Source organism: Mesonia phycicola (genome assembly GCF_900141885.1).
In the GTDB taxonomy this organism is placed as follows: Bacteria; Bacteroidota; Bacteroidia; order Flavobacteriales; family Flavobacteriaceae; genus Mesonia; species Mesonia phycicola.
The window spans coordinates 379,539-399,239 of the sequence record NZ_FQYY01000002.1; the positions used below are offsets into that span (position 1 = coordinate 379,539).

Genomic DNA, 19,701 nt, shown 5'->3' on the forward strand with positions numbered 1-19,701 from the left:
GGAGCCATTTGGCTCCCTTTTTATTTTCTTCGTATTTAATGTTATTAAAATTTAAATCCAAAACCAAAGCTAAATCTCATACCATCTTCTCCTGCAAATAGATTAAATGTTCCGTTAACTGCCTCTGCACTATTAACCCAAAGACCCCCTCCAAAATCATTATGCCATTGTTTACTATCTTCTCCATCTAACCATACACGACCTACATCTGCTCCACCAAAAATTCCGAATTCAAAAGGCAAGAATGTAGTTTTAACTTCACCTAAAGTATAACGTATATCTGCAGAAGTTGCTAAAGAAGACTCTCCCATAAAACGTTCGTTTCTATAACCTCTTAACCCTGTAGCTCCGCCAAGATTTGCTGCTTGGTAAAATTCAAAATCGTCTCCAATATTTATTTGAGAGTTTACTTCTGTACGCAATACCCATTTTCTATTTCTAGTTATCGAATTAAAAAATTCTATAGAAGGCTTAATATAGCCATAGATATTCTGGGTGTCTTTTGTATTCATTTTTCCACCTACACTTAGCTGAAATTTCATTCCGTTAGTAGGGTTTAGCACATCGTCATAACTCTCATAACGGTAAGTTGCATCTAAGCCTGCAAAATATTTTCTTTCAAAAACATTTGCATTATTAGCAAAATATTGATCTATAAAACGTCCAGAAGTTTGGTCTACTTCTACAGATTCAAAAGAAGCTTTATAACCAAAATAACTACCAAAAGGGCTTTCTCTAACTAAGCCAATACTAGCACCTACTTTACTTATTTTTGTTCGGTTAAAATCAAAATCTTCGTCATTATCTCTATTTGGGTTTCTTGTGCTGTTACCGTAACCAAAAAAGTTTTGGGCAAAATTAGGACTAGTAAACCAAGCCCCTACTCCCAAACTATAATTACCTACAATTCTAGCAAATCTTGCATCGTAGTAAAAATCAAAACCATTAGTGGCAAAATAATAACCTGCTCTAAATTTATGCTGAGAGCTAAATGGGTCTCTTTTAAAACCATAATGAGTATAGACATCTTGTAGTCCTATTTTTACTCCATCATCTGGGTTATAACCTATACCAGGTAAAATAACGTTACTACTAAATATCTTTTTATCTTTATTAAAGAAGTTTTGCTCGTAGTTATCTGAAAGTCTAATTTTTGCATCTTGTGCATCGGTAAATGTATTAGGTTTAGACTTATGCTCATAAATTTTTAATTTCTTAGAATTGTCTACTTTATAAATATCATTATTTTGTCCTCCTATTAATTTTATAGGTATGTTTTTACTTTTTGAATTACCTACTACTGTAAACGTATCATCATCATCTAAACCATAAATCCAAATTTCTTTGGTGTCTTTTTTATCGTAAGTTTTTTTACTGAATAAAGATTTTCTTTTCCCTCCCTTATTTCTAAAAATTTCAATTTTAGTTTTACCGTTTTCTAGCCTGGTTACATCTATAAAATCATCTTTATCTGTAGCAGTTACAATAGCTAATTTTGCTAAATAATTATAATACCTCTCTGCAATATCTACGATATTTTCTTTTCTAGCCTTCAAAAAAGTTTTAATATCTTGAGTAGACTCATCTTTTCTTACCTCTTCAGGCAAATCATTAAAAGCCTCTTCTATTACCTCATCGGTAATATGATCTTGTAAGTATTTAGCCTCTGCAATCCAAGTTTCTCTACCTTTATTTTGTATTAAAGAACGATCTAAACCTGCCGCAGCGGTATTAAACCAAGCAACATCATCTATATCGTCACCATACTCACCAAATTGCTTAGCAAAGCCTGCCAAACCTTTTAAAGTACCAAAAAAAGCGCCATCAAAATTAGAAAATGCCTGATCTCTATCTCTTGGTATAGGTCTAAAAATATGTTTACCATCTTCTGTTTCAAACTCTGCCCAACGCCATTGGTCTTTATGTCTATCCCAATCACCAATAAGCATATCAAAAATTCTTGCTCGTATATAAGCAACTTCATCTAAGCTATATTTTTCATCTCTTCTTAGACGCTCAAACATACCTTCGGTACTTTCTATATCGTGGTTAGGGCTTCCAAAAAATTCTGCTTCTTTCCAATCACCTTCTGGTCGCTCTACAATCATATAAATATCATCACCGTAAGCTTCGTTGTATTTACCTAGTGCTTTTTGTTGAGGTAAATAGATTACTTTAGGATTTGTATGAAAAATTTCTGCTGCATCACTAAGTTTAGGAATAGCCATAAATGCAAACGGATGCGATGCGGTATAAAAATCTTCTATAGCGTCTTCTGCCAACGTATTTTGAAACTTTTGCTCTACCGATTGGTCTTTAAAAGCTACGGTTTGTAAAAATTGTACAGCACTCTTTTTTAATGCTCTTATGTTGTAATCTCTACCTAAACTATCTTTCACTCTAATAGATCTAGTTTGGTGACCACCACCCTCTCTTACTACTGTTAAACCTCCGTAAAGGGTGTCTAATAAAGCTACTTTTGTTTTTATTTTTTTTCCGTATAATTTTCTATAATGGTCTCCCCATAAACTTTCATATACTTCACTTTTATCAGTATCTTCTTCATTATAAATAGAAACTTCTATTTCTTTTGAAAATGAATTAGGATCTGGTAAATTATCTAAATTAGGAGCTGTTTCTTTTTGAAATACCTCTGTTTGAAATAATAATTTTGGAAGTCCATTTTCAGAACCATAAAATCTTACCCAAGTAGATTTATCTTTAAAAACATCATAAACAGCAAAACCTTGATCTGGATAAGCAAATACACCATCATTTCTTAAACTTGCGTAAGATCTTTTAGAGCCCGCTCCAGAAATAATTTGATGTAACCCGTCGTGAATTACATATTGCATATTATGCTCGTGACCAGATATATATGTTACTCTTTCATAATTTTTAGAAATAGTTTCTAACCTATCTCTAAAAGATTTGTAGCGTTCATTTTGGGCGTCTTGTATAGATACACCACCAGTAGTTCTAATAAGCATTGCTAAAGAACCTAGCACAGGCATTGGTATTTTGCTTTGTGATGGGTATAAATGCCTATTTAAATGGTAATTACCACCGTGAACCCCATTGGTATACATTGGGTGGTGTAATGCTATTACTATATTTTTATTTTGTCCCTTTTTTAATTCAGATTCAATTTCTGCAAAAAGTGCATCTCTCGTTTTAATTTCTGAACAATTATCATTAATTGTAGGGCTATCATCCCAATCTTCTAAATACCATTGAGAGTCGATAATTATTAATGTAAGATTATCTGTTAAATCTCTAATCTCTAGTCCGCAGCCTGGTTTTGGTGCCCAAACATCTTTTTGTTTGGTTTTGTCTTTAATATAATCTGCTTGTTCTTTTACTCCATCAAGACCTTCATTATACCAATCGTGATTACCTGGAATAAATAAGATGTTGCCATCGTAATTTTCTAAAGCATTTATTTGCGCATCAATTCTAGATTCTGATTGTTTTCTGAGTGGGTCTTCTTTACCTGGCATTCCTGCTGGATAAATATTATCTCCTAAAAAAACAGCATAAGTGTTTTTAGTATCTGAAGAGTCTATAAAATATTTAAAGGCTTGCACTCCTAGAGAAGAACTCCCCATATTAGAATAACCAGCATCACCTATTAAAAAAAATCTTTTCTCTAATTTTTTACTACTTGGGTAGCTAATAGAATCTTGAGGGTAATCTTCATTAATTTTGGGACCAAAGGTTGCGCAAGAACTTGCTAAAAAAATAATACAAATTGTTAGAAGTATGTTATTTTTCTTCATATAACTTAAATGGTGATTGATTTTTTACTAATTTGGCTTACGTATTTTAATACAATTTAACCAAATTTTATGGAGAGCATTATTGATAAGGCAGATGATTTTGTAATGAAACTTTTTAAAGATGAATTACCAAATACATTTATATATCATAATTATAATCACACTCAACGTGTGGTTAAAAGTACTAAAGAATTAATTGAAAATTCTCAAATTAATGTTAAAGAAGAAGAGATACTCTTGCTCTCTGCCTGGCTTCATGACACTGGTTATACCAAAACTATAGAAGGTCATGAAAAAGAAAGTGTAAGTATTGCAAAAGCTTTTTTAAAAGATAATAATGTAGATGAAGCTACTATTAAAGAAGTAGAAAAGTGCATACTTGCAACAGAAAGTAATACAAAACCCACTACTCTTTTAGAAGAAATAATAAAAGATGCTGATGCATCACATCTAGCTAAAGATTATTTTGAAGATACTACCGAGTTTTTAAGACAAGAATTAAAACTACATAACATTAAATATTTTACGCCTAATGAATGGGTAGAAGAAAATATTAGAATGTTTACAGAAGTGCATAGATTTTACAGCAACTATGCGGTAGAATATTGGAAACCTAAAAAAGATGAAAATCTTTTAGGTTTATTAGAAAGCCAGAAAAAACTAAAGAAAAAATACGAAAAAGAAGAAACTAAGGCTAAACTTAAAGCTAGGTATAAAAATGATAACCCAGAAAGAAGTATTCAAACTTTATACAGAACTACTTTAAGAAACCATATTAAGTTAAGTGATATAGCAGATACTAAAGCCAACATTCTTTTATCTGTAAATGCCATTATAATATCATTAGCGTTAGCTAATATTATACCCAAACTTGACTCTCCCTCTAACAGGCACTTAATGATACCTACTTTAATTATGGTATGTTTTTGTGTAGCCTCTATTGTATTGTCTATTATGTCTACCAAACCTAATGTAACCTCTGGAGAGTTTACGAAAGAGCAAGTAAAAAACAGAGAAATAAATGTTCTTTTCTTCGGTAATTTTCACCAAATGAAATTTGACCAATACCACTGGGCTATTAATGAGATTTTGAAAGACAAAGATTATGTTTACGAGGCTCTCACGAAAGATTTATACTATTTAGGAATTGTACTTAATAGAAAATATAAAATCTTACGATGGACTTATACCATATTTATGACAGGTATAATTATATCTGTAGTTAGTTTTGTTATTGCTTTTTGGTTAATGTAATTCTTCCATTAAATTCTCGTACGTTAAAGTTTTCTCTTCAGAATCTTTATTTGTATGGTATAAAATTTTAACCCTAATAGCTTTTAAACCAACTACACCTTGTACATCTTCTAACTCTAACAGTTCTACCTCACTACCGAGGTAGTTCTTTTTTTGTAGATAGTCTATGTATTTTAAATACTCTCTTTCATCTGCTTTTTGAGAATATATGATGGCAATTTTTCCTTTTTGAGTAACGCGTTCTTCTGTATTTTTAATGTAGGCTTTATCTATTCGTTTTTTAATAATCTCATACCTTGCGTTATAAGTGCCATCAACATCAAATTTCTTTTCATCCATTCTATATTTAATAGAAAGTGTAGAGCTAAAAACTAAAATTAAAGATGCTGCATCAAGTTTAAGTGGCATGTTTTCTTGAATTTGATAGAATTTATTTTCCATCTCACAAACCACTTGAATTTGCCACAATCTAATATTGTGTAAGTACACACGACTAAAAGTTTTATTTTTAGTCATAGACTCACCTATATAAATATTATGATCTACTCCATCTGTTTTATAACGCTCAAAATAATGCGGAAAAATTTGTTGTGCTTCTGTTTGTTTTCTATCAATATATCTAGCTAGAGTTCTATTAATACGCTGTACAGTGTCGTCGTAATTTTTACGTTGGTCATAAATTACTCCTGTGTTTTTATCGATACAAGAATTATACTCTTCAATCATTTGTTTTAAAACTTCAGATTTAGTTTTAAAATGATTGATTAGCGGATCTATTTCTTTATGTAAAAAATTGATTATTTTTTGTTCACTAGAGGCGTTTAAATTTTCATTTAAATCATCTCTAAATTCATCTATTCTAAACTTTACTTGCTCATATATTGGTAAAGCTTCTTCTTGATAAGCATGTTCTATAATTTTATTAATCATATTTAAATGCTCTAGCAAATCTGCTTGAATAGCTTTATTTCTCTCTTCTGAAGAACCTACAATATCTATTTGACCGTATAACGGGTAAACGTCTTTAAAAGCAATATCTCTAAATGAAGAGACGCCATCTTTTTCTAAATCTAAAATATATCTTCTTGCTTCTTCTTCAAAAACCCAAAGTACACTCGGGTGTATAGAAGTACATTCACTTTGTATAACTGCTTTTATTCTATTTTCTAAATCTGCCTTGTTTCTTTCTAAAGCGGTTACTAAATATGGTACTATATCTTCTAATTTTACCGCATTTATACTATTAAGTTCGTTTTTGTGATAAGACACTAACTCTAATATTGCTAGTAAATCATTGCCTTTTGCTATGGGTGCAAAAATGCAACTTTTGATATTTTCTGCTTCTAAATTTTTAGCAAGTATGCTATCTGGTAAATTTTTAGAGTAAGCCTCTACGTTAGAGATTGTAAAATATTGTTGTTTATCTATTAATAAATTATAGCCTTGTTCACAAAAAATTTCATGGCAATTAATCTCATTATAGTCTTTAAGAATATAGCTATCAACGTTATTATCTAGTCTAGAGAGGTCTAAGTTTTTTTTATCAAATATGGTTAACCCTACATTTAAATCTGGACTTCTATAAATAGATCTAAAAATTTCTGTAATACCTTTTAAACTTTCTTCTTTAGGTAATTTGTTATTTAATAACTGTGTTTTAAGGTCTGATATCCCATCATCTACCGTTACATCGGTAAGGTTAAAAATAATAAAGCCTTTAAAAACCCAACTTAAAGGAGGAAATTTTTGTTTCCACAAATCTATATTATCTGTGTTTTGCAATAGCATATCTACATCTTCATCTGTAATATCTATTGCATTTTTGGTTTTTTCAAACTCTACAAAATCTGCATTTGCTGCTATACGGTAATGACGCATAATACCGTTTTTATCTGGGATATCGTAATAAAAAGGTCTTGTAAAGTCTATATCATATCCGTAAAAACTATTTAAAATTAAAATACAACCAAACACATAATCTGTTTCAGAATCAAAATTTCTAATAGTTAATTCAAAATCTTCACCTGCTTGATCTATTATTTCTTGAAAACGTTTTGTCTTGTTAAACAAAAACTTTTGATAAGGTAAAGAAGCTGCTTTAATTTCATTATTAGTTAAAATATTTGGAAATAAATCATCTAATAAAATGTGAATTGGTTCTAGATGTTCTTTAATTTCTTCTTTACTTTCTAAACCAGATTTTAATTTAGGGTAATTATCTATGTACTCTAATACATTTTTTAAATAACTTTTTGCAATAGGATTTTTCTCAACCTTCGCACGCTCACGATAAGTTGAAATCACTTTGTTAAAACTTACTTTTATATTAAAAGGAAAATCTTTAGTTTGATCTTTCATTGCAACATTATTATTCTAAAAACAAGATAGTTTTTTCTACACATTGCAAAGATAACAATAATAAACATTAACAATAGTTTAGAAATTTGTGGCTTTGAAGCGCGTTACCTATTTTTGTGTTTAATCTAAAAAAAGAGAATGAAAAAAATAATTTTAATAGCATTAGCAGCATTTGCTGTATCGTGTCAAAATGTAGAAGAAAATAAAGACGCAACCTTTAAAGCTTCTATTGCAAATGTAGAAGACGGAACAGAGGTTTATTTAGCAAAATTAGGAGAGCAAGGTAGACCAGAACCTATGGATACTGTTGTTGTTAAAGACGGAAGTTTTGAAATGAAATTACCTAAGGTAGATTTTCAAACTTTAAATATTATCTCTCTTAAAAATGTTGGAGGTAATGTGATTTTTATTAATGAAAATGAAGCACTTTCTGCTACACTTTATAAAGATAGCTTAAGAAGCGCTAAAATTGAAGGAGGTAAAGAAAATCAGTTATTTCAAGATTATATAAGTCAAATTCAATCTTCAAGTAAAAAAATGAACGAAATGGTTCAAACTTACCAAAAAGAGAACCCAGACTTAATGCAAAACCCAGATTTAATTGCTAAAATTAGAGCTGAGCAGCAAAAAATGCAAGATGCTGATGCTAAAAAAAGAGAAGAGCTAGTAGAAAACAACCCAAATTCTTTGGTTTCTATCTTAGTATTATCTGATATGATTAACAGCAAGTCTATTTCTACATCAAAGGCTAATACTTTATTTAATGGTTTAACTAAAGAGGTACAAGAAACACATATTGGTAGTACAATTAGTAAAATTTTAAAAAGCGCTAGTGCAACTGCTATTGGTAGTAAAGCTCCTGAGTTTTCTGCTCCTACTCCAAGCGGAGAGCAATTAGCGTTAAAAGATGCTCTTGGTAAAGTTACTATTTTAGATTTTTGGGCTTCTTGGTGTAAACCTTGTAGAATAGAAAACCCTAACGTAGTAAAGCTTTATGCTAAATACCACGATAAGGGCTTAAATATTTTAGGTGTGTCTTTAGATAAGAATACACAAAAAGATAAATGGTTAAAAGCTATTGAAGATGACGGGTTAACTTGGCAGCATGTTTCTAACTTACAATACTGGCAAGGACCTATTGCAAAATTATATAATGTAAAATCTATTCCTGCTACTTTTATACTAGACGAGAATGGAGTAATTATAGCTAAAGATTTAAGAGGTGCTGCACTTGAAGCTAAAATTGCAGAATTACTACCTTAAAAACCACCATCTTTTTAAAATGAAAAAAGGAGATATTTTAGTAAAATATCTCCTTTTTTTATCATTAATAATTAGTGAATTTTATAAATTTAAAATACTAAAATTCACGTTTACATTTGCCTTTACTTCCATCTCTCCTACAGCCAAGGTTTCTTTTTGAGAAGAGTTTACTGTAGTCATTTCCATAGCTCTATAAACTTGTACTCCATTAAAATTACTAGAGTTTACATCTTGCATAGAAATAGGACTTCCTAATTTAACCTCTAAAGCAGTAGCGTATTGTTGAGCTTTTTGTTTTGCATTTTTAATTGCTTTTAATCTTGCTTCAGATTCATACTTATCTATTTCTGAAGATATAAAATTAACGCTATTAATACCATTTATACCTAGCTCTAAAACTCCTTGCATTATTTCATCATACTTAGACAAATCTGTTAATAAAATAGAAATACTCTGTCTAGATACAAAATTGAAACTCTTTGTTTGATATTGGTAACTTTTACCCAAAGTTACATATTCTGTTTGAACGTTATTTTTATCTATTTTTTGTTTTTTTAAATACTTTAGTACTGTATCTACTGTATTATCTGTTGCTTCTTTTACCTCTTTAGCAGATTTCCCTTCTTTATTTACATTTACTTGTATTAAAACTTGGTCTGGTACTACTTTAACAATACCTTCTCCAGTTACCTGAATGCCTACTGGCTGTTCTTGAGCAAAAGTTGTTACACCTACAAATAACAATGTTGCTAAAATGATTTGTTTCATGTGTTTTATTTTATGATTGATTATTAAAATACCAAGAAGAATACCAAAGTTAAATTTTACCTTTTTTTTGTAGAATAAATAAAACAACTATTGGGATAAATAATAAGACAACCATTAATAAATGGTCTTTAAAAACCCAAGATTCAAAAATAAGAGTGATAAAATAACCACCCATTGCACCTCCAAAGTGAGCATCGTGACCAATATTACCTACTCTATTTTTCATTCCGTAGATTGTATACAATAAGTAGCCAATACCAAACATATATGCTGGTATAGGTATCACAAAAAAGAGACCAAGCATCATATCTGGTTGAAGCAATATAGCAGAATACAATATTCCCATTACCGCTCCACTTGCACCTACGGCAGTGTAATGATCTTCATCTCTATGAAAATAAAGAGAAAACAAATTACCTAAAATTAAACTACCTAAATAAATAATAAAGAAATTGGTAGTACCTGTATATTCTATTACTACTCCAGAAAAGAAATAAAGAGTTAACATATTTACAAATAGATGAGTCATATCTACGTGTAAAAACCCAGAAGTAATAATTCTTAACTGCTCTCCTGACTTGATAGCACCTACATTAAACTTGTACTTATCAAAGAAAAAAGTATCATTAAAACCTTTTACAGATATTATTCCGTTAATCCCTATTACAATTAAAGTTACTATTTCTAAATCTCCCATAGTCAATTTTATCTATTACCAAAGATACCATATCTTTAAAGAAATAGTAATGAATATAGTAAAGATTAGAAGTTACATAAACTGACTAAAAAGTTAATTTATGTAATAATAATTATAACAATTTCAATAAATTAAGTACAAAACATCTTACAAATTAGCGTTATCTATTATTTTGAAAAAATTATTTCTTATATCTTCTTTTTCAAAAACACCGCCATATTCTATAGTTGTGGTAGAGCTATTTTTATCTTTAATTCCTCTAGAAGAAACACATAAATGTTTTGCACAAATCATTACTATTACATCTTCTGTTTCTAAAATATCTTGTAAGTCTAGTAAAATTTGCATAGAAAGTCTTTCTTGTACTTGGGGTCTATGTGCATAATAATCTACCAACCTATTAATTTTAGAAAGGCCTATAACTTTATTTTTAGGTATATAAGCAATATGAGCATACCCTGTTATTGGTAAAAAATGATGTTCACAAGAAGAATCTATAGTAATGTTTTGCTCTACCAACATTTTTCTATAACCATACTTATTTTCAAAAACAGATAATTTGGGCTTATTTTTAGGATTTAACCCATAAAAAAGCTCTTTTACATACATTTTTGCAAATCTATAAGGGGTACCTGATAAACTATCGTCTGACAGATCTAAACCTAATTCTGTCATAATTTTAGAAAAATGAAATTCAATATTTTTCACTTTTTCATCATCAGATTTATCAAAAGCAGTTTTAAGTAGAGGCGTTTTGGTATTAAAAGATATATGGTTATCTCCTATTGATTCTATTTGTTTTTTATCCATGTGAGCAACATTTTGAATTTTTACACTGACAGTATTTTAAATTATAAATATGTATCCCAGAAAGTGCTATAGCGGTCACGTAAGTAAATAATTCTGGCAGTGGTAACATTTCTAATTTTTCATTAATAATTAAAAAAGAAAGTAGTGACCAATTAAACCACAATAAGTATTTTATAATTTGTTTACTAGTGGTGGAAGTAGATTGATAAATAGAAAAAAATGAAATTATTAAAAAAAAATAATCTAAACTTCTCCACCAACCAGGTACAGAATTAATGCTATGCAAAGATCCCGTTTGAGCAATAAAAAGAAATGGAGTTAGTAAACAATGAGCCACACACAAAGCACTTGTTAAAGCTCCTATGGTGTCTGGTTTTTTAAGAGTTAATTTCATATACAACTTTCCGTTAATGCAACTAAGTTGCAAATATATAATTTTTATTTGTTAATGCTACTTAGTTGTAATAAATTTGAAATATGGAGATTATTAGAAAAACAAAATCGGTTAAATTAATTTTAAACCAATTTGAACAACGAGATAGTGCTATTTCTACTGTAGATTTAATAGAAAAGTTAAATTCTGAAATTAACAAAACCACCGTCTATCGCATATTAGACAAATTAGAATATAGTGGAGTTTTACATTCTTTTTTAGGTTTAAATGGGATAAGATGGTATGCTAAATGCAAAAATTGTTCTACATCTCATCATTCAGATTTACACCCACACTTTCAATGTACTTCTTGTGGTAAAGTAGATTGTTTAGACATTAAAATAACTATGCCTACCATACCTAATAGAGAAGTAACCAGTTCTCAATTCTTATTACAAGGAAAATGTGAAAGATGTAGTAGTTAATATAAACTAAAACATCTAAAAAACTATATTTGTAAGCTCAATAACAGAAGATGAAAAAACTTGCTTTTTATATAATTTATCCATTTCTGTGGTTAATATCTCTATTGCCATTCCCTATATTTTATTTGGTATCCGATTTTTGCTATATAATTGTTTATTATGTTATTGGCTACAGAAAAAAAATAGTGAAAGACAATTTAAAAAATGCTTTCCCAAACAAGTCTAAAGCTGAACTAATTAAAATAGAAAAGAAGTTCTATCAACATATGTGTGATATGTTTTTAGAAATGATAAAAACTCTCACTATCTCTCACCAACAATTAAAAAAGAGATTTGTGTATGAAAATATTGAAGAACTTATAAATTTTGAAAAGCAATGTAGTGGCACTATATTGATGTGTGGGCATTATGCCAGTTATGAATGGGCAACGGCTATTAATTTTTATGATACTAAAAATAAAGGTTACGCCATTTATAAAAAGATTAAAAATGAATATTTTGATAAGCTTATTAAAGATATAAGAGCAAATTTAGGGACCACACTTATAAGCAGTAAAGAAGTTATTCCTAGAATGATTAGAAACAAAAAAAGTGGTATTGGCTCTAGTTATTACATGATTGCAGATCAATCTCCTAAAAAAAGTAATAGTGCACACTGGGTAAACTTTATGGGTAGAGAAACTCCTGCTTTTACAGGGTCTGAAGCTATGGCTAAAAAATTAGACTTTGGTATTTTATATTTACAAGTAACCAAAGTAAAAAGAGGTTATTACTCTGCTAAATTAATACCTCTTACAGCATCCCCTAAAGATTTTTCAGATTTTGAGATAACAGATAAGTTTTTTAGTCTTTTAGAAGAACAAATTTATCAAGATCCAGCTTATTATTTATGGACGCATAAACGATGGAAATATACAAAAGAAAATAGCCTTTAAATAAAGGCTATTTTTTTATAATGAATTGAAATATTACAATCCTGCTATTTCTTTAATTTCTTCTATTACTTGATTAGCTAAATTATCTGCTTCAGCTTGAGATTTTGCTTCGGTATAAATTCTAATAATTGGTTCTGTATTAGATTTTCTTAAGTGTACCCAGTTTTCTGCAAAGTCAATTTTTACTCCATCTATAGTAGACACTTCTTCTTGCGCATACTTCTTTTCCATCTCTACTAAAATAGCATCTACATCTAATTCTGGAGTTAGCTGTATTTTATTTTTACTCATAAAATAAGCAGGATACTCTTCACGTAATTCAGAAACACTAATTTTCTTTTCTGCCAAATGGGTTAAAAACAAAGCTGCACCTACTAAACTATCTCTTCCGTAGTGAAATTCAGGAAAAATAATTCCGCCATTACCTTCTCCTCCAATAATAGCATTACTCTCTTTCATTAGTGTAACCACGTTAACCTCTCCAACAGCACTTGCAAAATATTTACCACCGTGTTTTTCTGTTATATCTCGCAAAGCTCTAGAAGAAGAAAGGTTACTTACTGTGTTTCCTTTTTCTTTTCCTAAAATATAATCTGCTACAGCAACTAAAGTGTACTCTTCCCCAAACATCTCTCCTTTTTCATCTATAAAAGCTAGACGGTCTACGTCTGGATCTACCACCAAACCAAAATCTGCATCTTCTTTTACTACTAACTCACAAATGTCTTGTAAATGTTCTTTTAGAGGCTCTGGATTGTGAGGAAATTGCCCATTAGGCTCACAATATAATTTTACAACTTCTACACCTAACGCTTCTAATAATCTTGGTATAGCAATACCTCCGGTAGAGTTTACAGCATCTACCACCACTCTAAAATCTGCTTTTTTAATTGCCTCTACATCTACCCATTTAGAGTCTATAATTTCTTCTATATGCAAATCTATGTAAGCATCATTGATAGAAATTTTACCTAAATCATCTACTTCTGCAAATAAAAGTGAATCGCTTTCTGCTAATTCTAAAATTTTAGCTCCTTCTGCTCCATTTAAAAATTCTCCTTCAGCATTTAAAAGTTTAAGAGCATTCCATTGTTTAGGGTTGTGACTAGCGGTTAAAATAATACCACCATCTGCGTGCTCCATAGGTACTGCCATTTCTACCGTTGGTGTGGTAGACAGACCTAAATCTACTACATCTATGCCTAAACCTATAAGGGTATTCATTACTAATTGTTGCATCATTTCACCAGAAATTCTAGCATCACGACCTACCACAACTTTATATCTATCTTTATCTACTTGATTTTTTACCCAAGAACCGTAAGCTGCTGCAAATTTCACAGCATCTATAGGAGTTAAATTATCTCCTACATTTCCACCTATTGTTCCTCTTATTCCTGATATTGATTTTATAAGTGTCATTTATCTTTTATTGAATTATAAAAACAAATATACAAGCATTCCCACCTTATGCAAAAAGCTTGTGTGAACTTAATATTAAACGTAACTTAGAATTATGAATTACCTTGCCCATATTTATTTATCTGGAAACGATAAAGAACTCACCATCGGGAATTTTATTGCCGACTCTGTGAAAGGAAATATTTTAAAAAAGAAATTACCTCAACGTGTGAAAGATGGTATTATTCTGCATAGAAAAATAGATACTTTTACAGATAGTCACCCCATTGTATATAAAAGTAAACATCGTTTGTTTGATAAATACAGCCACTACTCTTCTGTTATTGTAGATATATTATACGACCATTTTTTAGCTAAAAACTGGCAAAATTACCACTCTACTAAATTAAATATTTATGTAGAAAATTTTTACTTATTACTAAAATACAATTTTGAAATTTTACCTAAACCTGTGCAAAATTTCTATCCATATATGGTTAGCCATAATTGGTTAGTAAGTTATGCGGAAATAGATGGAATAGAGAGAATTTTAAAACAGATGAATAAACGCATAAACGGAAAAATTAGATTAGATCACTCTGTGGTAGAATTAAATGAACACTATACAGAATTTGAAGAAGAGTTCACAGAGTTTTTCACAGAATTGACAGAATATGTGGCTTTAGAAATTAAAGAAGGTTAAAACTGTGGATATATTCTACAATTTTACTGTAGAACACACTTTTTTTAACAAATTCCACAGTTTCTAGAAAATACCATTTTTCCTTATTTTATAGTACTTCCCGGCGCATAAAGCAACACCTTGAGCTATTGGCATAATCATTTCTTAATACATAATACAATTAATTATTAAGAAACAAGATTATGAAACTTACTCACCTTATCATTTTGTCATTTATTTTTCTTGCGAGAGGATTTGGAGAAGGACTGCCTATGCAAACCACATTAGATAGTTCTGTAAACGAATCTTCTGGCTTATTAATGATAGATGGTAAATTAATTACGCACAATGACTCTGATGAAACGCCAGAATTATTTGAGATAAATAAAAAAACAGGTGCAGTAGAAAGAAGTGTGTACGTAAAAAATGTAAAAAATAACGATTGGGAAGATATTGCTGCAGATAAAGATTACATATACATTGGAGATTTTGGTAATAATCTAGGTAACAGAGAAAATTTAATGGTTTACAAGATTTCTAAAAAAGAATACCATAATACTGAAAATGATACTGTAGTTGCTGAAAAAATTGAATTTAATTACGCTACACAAACAAATTACAATACCGCTAGATATAGTAGTAATTTTGATGCAGAAGCATTAATTAGTTATAAAGACAATTTATACATCTTCACTAAAAATTGGGACGATAAAAATACAGACATTTACAAACTATCTAAAGAACCAGGAAATTATACTGCCGAAAAAATAGATACTATTGAAACAAATGGTTTAATTACTGGTGCAGAATATGATGAAAAAAATGATAGAGTTTTATTGGTTGGTAGTGGCATACCTACTCCGTTTTTAATAGAACTGAAAAATTTTAGCAACGGAAAATTCTCTAACGGAAAATTTCTTAAACATGATTTAGAACCTCAACTAGGAGCTTCTATACAAATTGAAGGGATAACAATGACAGAAAATAATGCTTGTTATTTATCTGCAGAAAAAAGTATTACGGGAGCGTCTGCTCTTTATAAATTTGATTTTGACAACAGTGTGAATAAAATTGAAATGTAAAATACTCTACAACTCTAACAATTATTAATTTTTTTAAATATCTTTATGATGCCCATAATTTGAACAACCATTAAAACTTACCACTATGAAAAAAATTAAATTGTTGCCCATTATAGCCATAGTGTTTTTAATAATAGGAGTTTTTTATTTAGACTTTGATAACTTAAGTGTTTACAAAAACATCAAAGCCTATATTTTAATAGTTATGGGAGTATCTACCTTAGGATTTTCTTTCTTTAATCCAGAAAAAGTAAACGCTACTAAAAAATAAGTATAAATTACACTTGATTCAATACCTATATAAATATTGAATCAAATGTATTTTACATATTAACTAAAAAGCTATTTACTCTTTGTGTTCCATTTCTACCTTGTGCATTTTAAAAGGTCTTATAATTAGCCTTGCTGCTCTATCGTAATTAATATAACTATACGTCCAATTAAAAAAGGTGATTATTCTATTTCTAAAACCTACTAAAAACCACAAGTGTACAAACATCCAGATAAACCAAGCAAAAAAGCCACCAAAAGTAGATTTGTTTAAATCTACCACCGCTTTGTTTCTTCCAATGGTAGCCATAGTTCCTTTATCATTATAATTAAAAGGTTTTAAAGGCTGGTTATTTAATAATCTTTCTAGGTTTTTAGCTAAATGTTTTCCTTGTTGTATTGCTGGTTGAGCAACCATAGGGTGACCTCTAGGGTAATCTTTGCTCTTCATTAGCGCAATATCTCCAATAGCAAATACATTTTCATAACCATCTACTTGGTTAAACACATTTACATTATATCTATTTGCTCTTTCTGCAATTGCAGATGCATTTAATCCTTTAACGGGAGAACCAGTAACCCCTGCACTCCATATAAAAGTTTCTGTATTAAAATCTTTATCGGTGTTTGTTTTTACCACCTTACCATCATAATCTTGTACCATTGTATTTAAGTGTATTTCTACACCTAAATCTTTTAAAAATTTCTCTGCTTTTCTAGAAGCTTTTTCAGACATAGGTGGTAAAACTCTATCTAGCCCTTCTAACAAATGAATTTTTATTTCAGATACATTTAAATCTGGGTAATCTCTTGGTATTACATTATTTCTTACTTCTGCAATTGCACCACTCAGCTCTACTCCTGTAGGCCCTGCACCCGCAATTACAAAGTTTAATAATCTTTTTCTTACTTCTAGATCTTGTGTAATGGCAGCTTGTTCTAAATTTTCTAGAATAAGGCTCCTTATATTTAATGCCTGCGGAATGGTTTTCATCCAGATTGCATTATCTTCTACCCTATCATTTCCAAAGAAATTAGTTTTAGACCCTGTAGAGATTACTAGGTAATCATATTTTAACTCCCCAATATCAGAAAATATAGTGGTATGCTCTGCATCTATAGAGGTAACTTCTGCTAGTCTAAAAAATGCATTTTTTTTCTTTGTAATCACCTTCCTCAAAGGGTAAGCAATAGAATCTGGCTCTAAACTAGAGGTAGAAACTTGGTATAATAAGGGTTGAAAGGTGTGGTAGTTTTTTTTATCGATTAATACCACCTGAAATTTTTGAAGTTTAATCAATTTTTTTGCCACATTCATGCCGGCAAAACCTCCACCTATAATTGCAATGGTAGGCAAGTTGGAAGTAGGTATATTCATAAGGATATTAGTTTTCACAAAATTATAACCTGTGAATTAAATAATATGTTATTGTTATAATAATTTCTAAAAAAAATGTAACATTATAACGATTCTAAATACTAATAGAAAAAACCATTCCTCTTGAATAAAAATTTAGAACATAATTTTGTAAAGCTTTTAGAACAGCACCAGAATATAGTTCATAAAATATGCAGGTTGTATACTAACAACCAAGATGCGCATAATGATTTATTTCAAGAAATAACTATCCAGTTATGGAAAGCATACCCAAAATTTAGAGGTGATTCTAAATTTAGCACTTGGATGTACAGAGTCTCTTTAAACACTGCTATTACTTTATATAGAAAATCTAAAAGAAAAGTAACTACTCAAGAGTTTGAGAATGTAGCATTTAAAATTAAAGCAGAAGAATATGATGATACTACAGAAAAACAACTTTCTGTTATGTATGCTGCTGTAAAAGAGTTGAATGATATCGATAAAGCCCTTGTATTTCTATACTTGGAAGATAAAAATTATAGTGAAATTTCTGATACCTTAGGGATATCTGAAGTAAATGCTAGAGTGAAGATGAACAGAATTAAAAAAAAGCTGAGAAGCATATTAAATCCGTAAGCACATGGATGAATTAGATTTATTAAAAAAAGATTGGAAGAAGCAAGATGCTAATCTACCAAATATAAAAGCTCAAGAAATATACCCATTGTTATTAAAAAGATCTTCTTCTATTGTAAAATGGATCTTTTTTATAAGTATTGCAGAACTTGCTTTAGGTATAATTTTAAATCTTTTATTAGCTGATAATGATTTTTGGAAAGAAATAGACCATATACACCTAACCACTGCCACAGTTATCATCTATGCATTGGGTTATATTATTACCATATTTTTTGTGATTCTCTTCTATAAAAGATACAGAGCCATTAACACCACAGATAGCGCTTCTGCTCTAATGAAAAATATTTTGAAAACAAGAAGAACGGTGAAGTATTATATTATTTATATAGTAGTATCTTCTGGTATTTTATGCTTTGTTTATTTTATTTTCTCATTAATGTATAATGAACAATTTTCTGCTATAAGAAGCGATTTAGATTGGGTAAAAGCTATTGCTATAGGTTTAATTACTACCATTATATTCTCTTTAGTATTATGGGGAGTATATGCCTTAATTTATGGCTTACTACTTAGAAAGTTAAAGAGAAATTATAAAGAAATTAAACGCTTAGAAATCTAGTTTTTCTGTTTACTATCTTTTATAAAAAAGTTCAGGTTTTATATTGCTATAAAACCTGAACTTTTTTTTATGATTTAGAGTCTTCTTTATAACTCCACCTTCTCATCTCATTAAGCTCTTCTTGTATCTTTAATTCTTTTTCAGAAATAACTTTTAAGAAAGATGGGTGTTGCTCTATAGCGTACTCTATTTTTTCTATGATACTTTCTACAGACTCATTCTCATAATCAAACTCTAAAGGTTCTTTTATAACCATAGACTGTAAAATACCTCTTTTCTTTATTCTTATTCCTTTTTTATCAAAAGATCTTCTAAACCCATCAATAACAATTGGCACTACTACAGGTTTATATTTTCTTATAATATGAGAGGTTCCTTTTCTAATAGGTTTCCAAGGTTTAGTAGTACCTTGCGGAAATGTAATTACCCAACCATCATCTAATGCTTTACCTATATTAGTAATGTCACTCATTTTTACCTGCCTATTAACATCTTGCCCTTTAGAACGCCAAGTTCTTTCTACAGATATAGAACCTACATATGCCAATATTCTTGCCAGAATACCTGCACGCATAGTTTCTTTAGCAGCTATATAGTACATATTTAATTTTGGATCCCATAGGTAACCTACGTTTTTAATAGAATCTGTTCTACCACTTAAACTTGCATTAAATACGTGAAACATTGCCACTACATCTGCAAAATAGGTTTGGTGGTTAGAAACAAATAATACATTATTATCTGGTAAGTTTTTTATAATTTCTGACCCCTCAATGCTTAAATTGTTAAAACCGTGATACCTTCTATGGGTCATTGCACCTAGAATTCTAATCAACCATTTTTTAACAAATAATATATGCCCAAAAGGATTCTTTTTTAATAGCCCCATTTAATTTTATTTAGAACCTTCAAATATACGAAATTCG

Annotated in this window: 18 protein-coding genes; 9 read left to right on the plus strand and 9 right to left on the minus strand. The window is 29.8% G+C overall.

What is annotated here, in order from left to right; all coding sequences use genetic code 11:
* Nucleotides 1–44 precede the first annotated feature (44 nt).
* Nucleotides 45–3,779, minus strand: coding sequence for a metallophosphoesterase (locus tag BUC03_RS04450; RefSeq protein ID WP_073148673.1), 3,735 nt, complete (start codon nucleotides 3,777–3,779; stop codon nucleotides 45–47).
* Nucleotides 3,780–3,848: 69 nt separating this feature from the next.
* Between BUC03_RS04450 and BUC03_RS04455 the strand changes: the two genes are divergently transcribed.
* Nucleotides 3,849–5,033: a Pycsar system effector family protein gene (locus BUC03_RS04455; RefSeq protein ID WP_073148675.1), complete on the plus strand. Its 1,185-nt coding sequence runs from the start codon at nucleotides 3,849–3,851 to the stop codon at nucleotides 5,031–5,033.
* Here the strand turns inward: BUC03_RS04455 and BUC03_RS04460 are convergent.
* On the minus strand, nucleotides 5,025–7,391 hold the full coding sequence (locus BUC03_RS04460; protein WP_073148677.1) for a GAF domain-containing protein: 2,367 nt from the start codon (nucleotides 7,389–7,391) through the stop codon (nucleotides 5,025–5,027). The two genes, BUC03_RS04455 and BUC03_RS04460, sit on opposite strands and share 9 nt — an antisense overlap.
* A 138-nt stretch (nucleotides 7,392–7,529) precedes the next feature.
* Here BUC03_RS04460 and BUC03_RS04465 point away from each other — a divergent pair, with 138 nt between their 5' ends.
* On the plus strand, nucleotides 7,530–8,654 hold the full coding sequence (locus BUC03_RS04465) for a TlpA disulfide reductase family protein (RefSeq protein ID WP_073148679.1): 1,125 nt from the start codon (nucleotides 7,530–7,532) through the stop codon (nucleotides 8,652–8,654).
* A gap of 81 nt (nucleotides 8,655–8,735) precedes the next feature.
* Here the strand turns inward: BUC03_RS04465 and BUC03_RS04470 are convergent, their stop codons facing one another.
* The 4 genes from BUC03_RS04470 to BUC03_RS04485 all read right to left on the minus strand — a co-directional run bounded on the left by BUC03_RS04470 (nucleotide 8,736) and on the right by BUC03_RS04485 (nucleotide 11,323).
* Nucleotides 8,736–9,422: an SIMPL domain-containing protein gene (locus tag BUC03_RS04470; RefSeq protein WP_073148761.1), complete on the minus strand. Its 687-nt coding sequence runs from the start codon at nucleotides 9,420–9,422 to the stop codon at nucleotides 8,736–8,738.
* Between the two features lie 49 nt (nucleotides 9,423–9,471).
* Nucleotides 9,472–10,119: a rhomboid family intramembrane serine protease gene (locus BUC03_RS04475; protein WP_073148681.1), complete on the minus strand. Its 648-nt coding sequence runs from the start codon at nucleotides 10,117–10,119 to the stop codon at nucleotides 9,472–9,474.
* A 147-nt stretch (nucleotides 10,120–10,266) separates the two neighbouring features.
* Nucleotides 10,267–10,929, minus strand: a complete 663-nt coding sequence (folE, locus tag BUC03_RS04480; protein WP_073148683.1) for a GTP cyclohydrolase I FolE — start codon at nucleotides 10,927–10,929, stop codon at nucleotides 10,267–10,269.
* The gene (locus BUC03_RS04485; RefSeq protein WP_073148685.1) at nucleotides 10,922–11,323 is read right to left on the minus strand and encodes a MerC domain-containing protein; all 402 of its coding nucleotides are present in this window, start codon (nucleotides 11,321–11,323) and stop codon (nucleotides 10,922–10,924) included. The genes folE and BUC03_RS04485 overlap by 8 nt, the downstream gene beginning before the upstream one ends.
* An 83-nt stretch (nucleotides 11,324–11,406) precedes the next feature.
* Here BUC03_RS04485 and BUC03_RS04490 point away from each other — a divergent pair, with 83 nt between their 5' ends.
* Nucleotides 11,407–11,787 carry a Fur family transcriptional regulator gene (locus BUC03_RS04490; RefSeq protein WP_073148687.1) on the plus strand — a complete coding sequence of 127 codons (381 nt, stop codon included), beginning with the start codon at nucleotides 11,407–11,409 and terminating at the stop codon, nucleotides 11,785–11,787.
* Between the two features lie 104 nt (nucleotides 11,788–11,891).
* Nucleotides 11,892–12,722 (plus strand): lysophospholipid acyltransferase family protein, encoded by an 831-nt coding sequence (locus BUC03_RS04495; RefSeq protein WP_234971599.1) that lies wholly within the window; start codon nucleotides 11,892–11,894, stop codon nucleotides 12,720–12,722.
* A 33-nt stretch (nucleotides 12,723–12,755) separates the two neighbouring features.
* Here BUC03_RS04495 and glmM read toward each other — a convergent pair whose 3' ends face one another.
* The gene (gene glmM / locus BUC03_RS04500) at nucleotides 12,756–14,144 is read right to left on the minus strand and encodes a phosphoglucosamine mutase (protein WP_073148691.1); all 1,389 of its coding nucleotides are present in this window, start codon (nucleotides 14,142–14,144) and stop codon (nucleotides 12,756–12,758) included.
* A 94-nt stretch (nucleotides 14,145–14,238) separates the two neighbouring features.
* Between glmM and BUC03_RS04505 the strand changes: the two genes are divergently transcribed.
* The 3 genes from BUC03_RS04505 (at nucleotide 14,239) to BUC03_RS04515 (ending at nucleotide 16,158) form a co-directional block, all read left to right on the plus strand.
* On the plus strand, nucleotides 14,239–14,826 hold the full coding sequence (locus tag BUC03_RS04505) for an acyl carrier protein phosphodiesterase (protein ID WP_073148693.1): 588 nt from the start codon (nucleotides 14,239–14,241) through the stop codon (nucleotides 14,824–14,826).
* Between the two features lie 182 nt (nucleotides 14,827–15,008).
* Entirely contained in the window at nucleotides 15,009–15,887 is an 879-nt protein-coding gene (locus BUC03_RS04510; protein WP_073148695.1) for a hypothetical protein, read from the plus strand.
* An 85-nt stretch (nucleotides 15,888–15,972) separates the two neighbouring features.
* The gene (locus BUC03_RS04515; protein ID WP_073148698.1) at nucleotides 15,973–16,158 is read left to right on the plus strand and encodes a hypothetical protein; all 186 of its coding nucleotides are present in this window, start codon (nucleotides 15,973–15,975) and stop codon (nucleotides 16,156–16,158) included.
* 75 nt (nucleotides 16,159–16,233) lie between these two features.
* On the opposite strand, the gene BUC03_RS04520 is transcribed toward BUC03_RS04515, so the two are convergent.
* Nucleotides 16,234–17,535 (minus strand): NAD(P)/FAD-dependent oxidoreductase, encoded by a 1,302-nt coding sequence (locus BUC03_RS04520; RefSeq protein ID WP_073148700.1) that lies wholly within the window; start codon nucleotides 17,533–17,535, stop codon nucleotides 16,234–16,236.
* A 123-nt stretch (nucleotides 17,536–17,658) separates the two neighbouring features.
* On the opposite strand from BUC03_RS04520, the gene BUC03_RS04525 reads away from it, so the two are divergent.
* Complete coding sequence (locus tag BUC03_RS04525) at nucleotides 17,659–18,153, plus strand: RNA polymerase sigma factor (protein ID WP_073148702.1); 495 nt, start codon at nucleotides 17,659–17,661, stop codon at nucleotides 18,151–18,153.
* 4 nt (nucleotides 18,154–18,157) lie between these two features.
* Complete coding sequence (locus tag BUC03_RS04530) at nucleotides 18,158–18,775, plus strand: hypothetical protein (RefSeq protein ID WP_073148704.1); 618 nt, start codon at nucleotides 18,158–18,160, stop codon at nucleotides 18,773–18,775.
* Between the two features lie 67 nt (nucleotides 18,776–18,842).
* On the opposite strand, the gene BUC03_RS04535 is transcribed toward BUC03_RS04530, so the two are convergent.
* Entirely contained in the window at nucleotides 18,843–19,664 is an 822-nt protein-coding gene (locus tag BUC03_RS04535; RefSeq protein WP_073148706.1) for a lysophospholipid acyltransferase family protein, read from the minus strand.
* Between the last annotated feature and the right edge of the window lie 37 nt (nucleotides 19,665–19,701).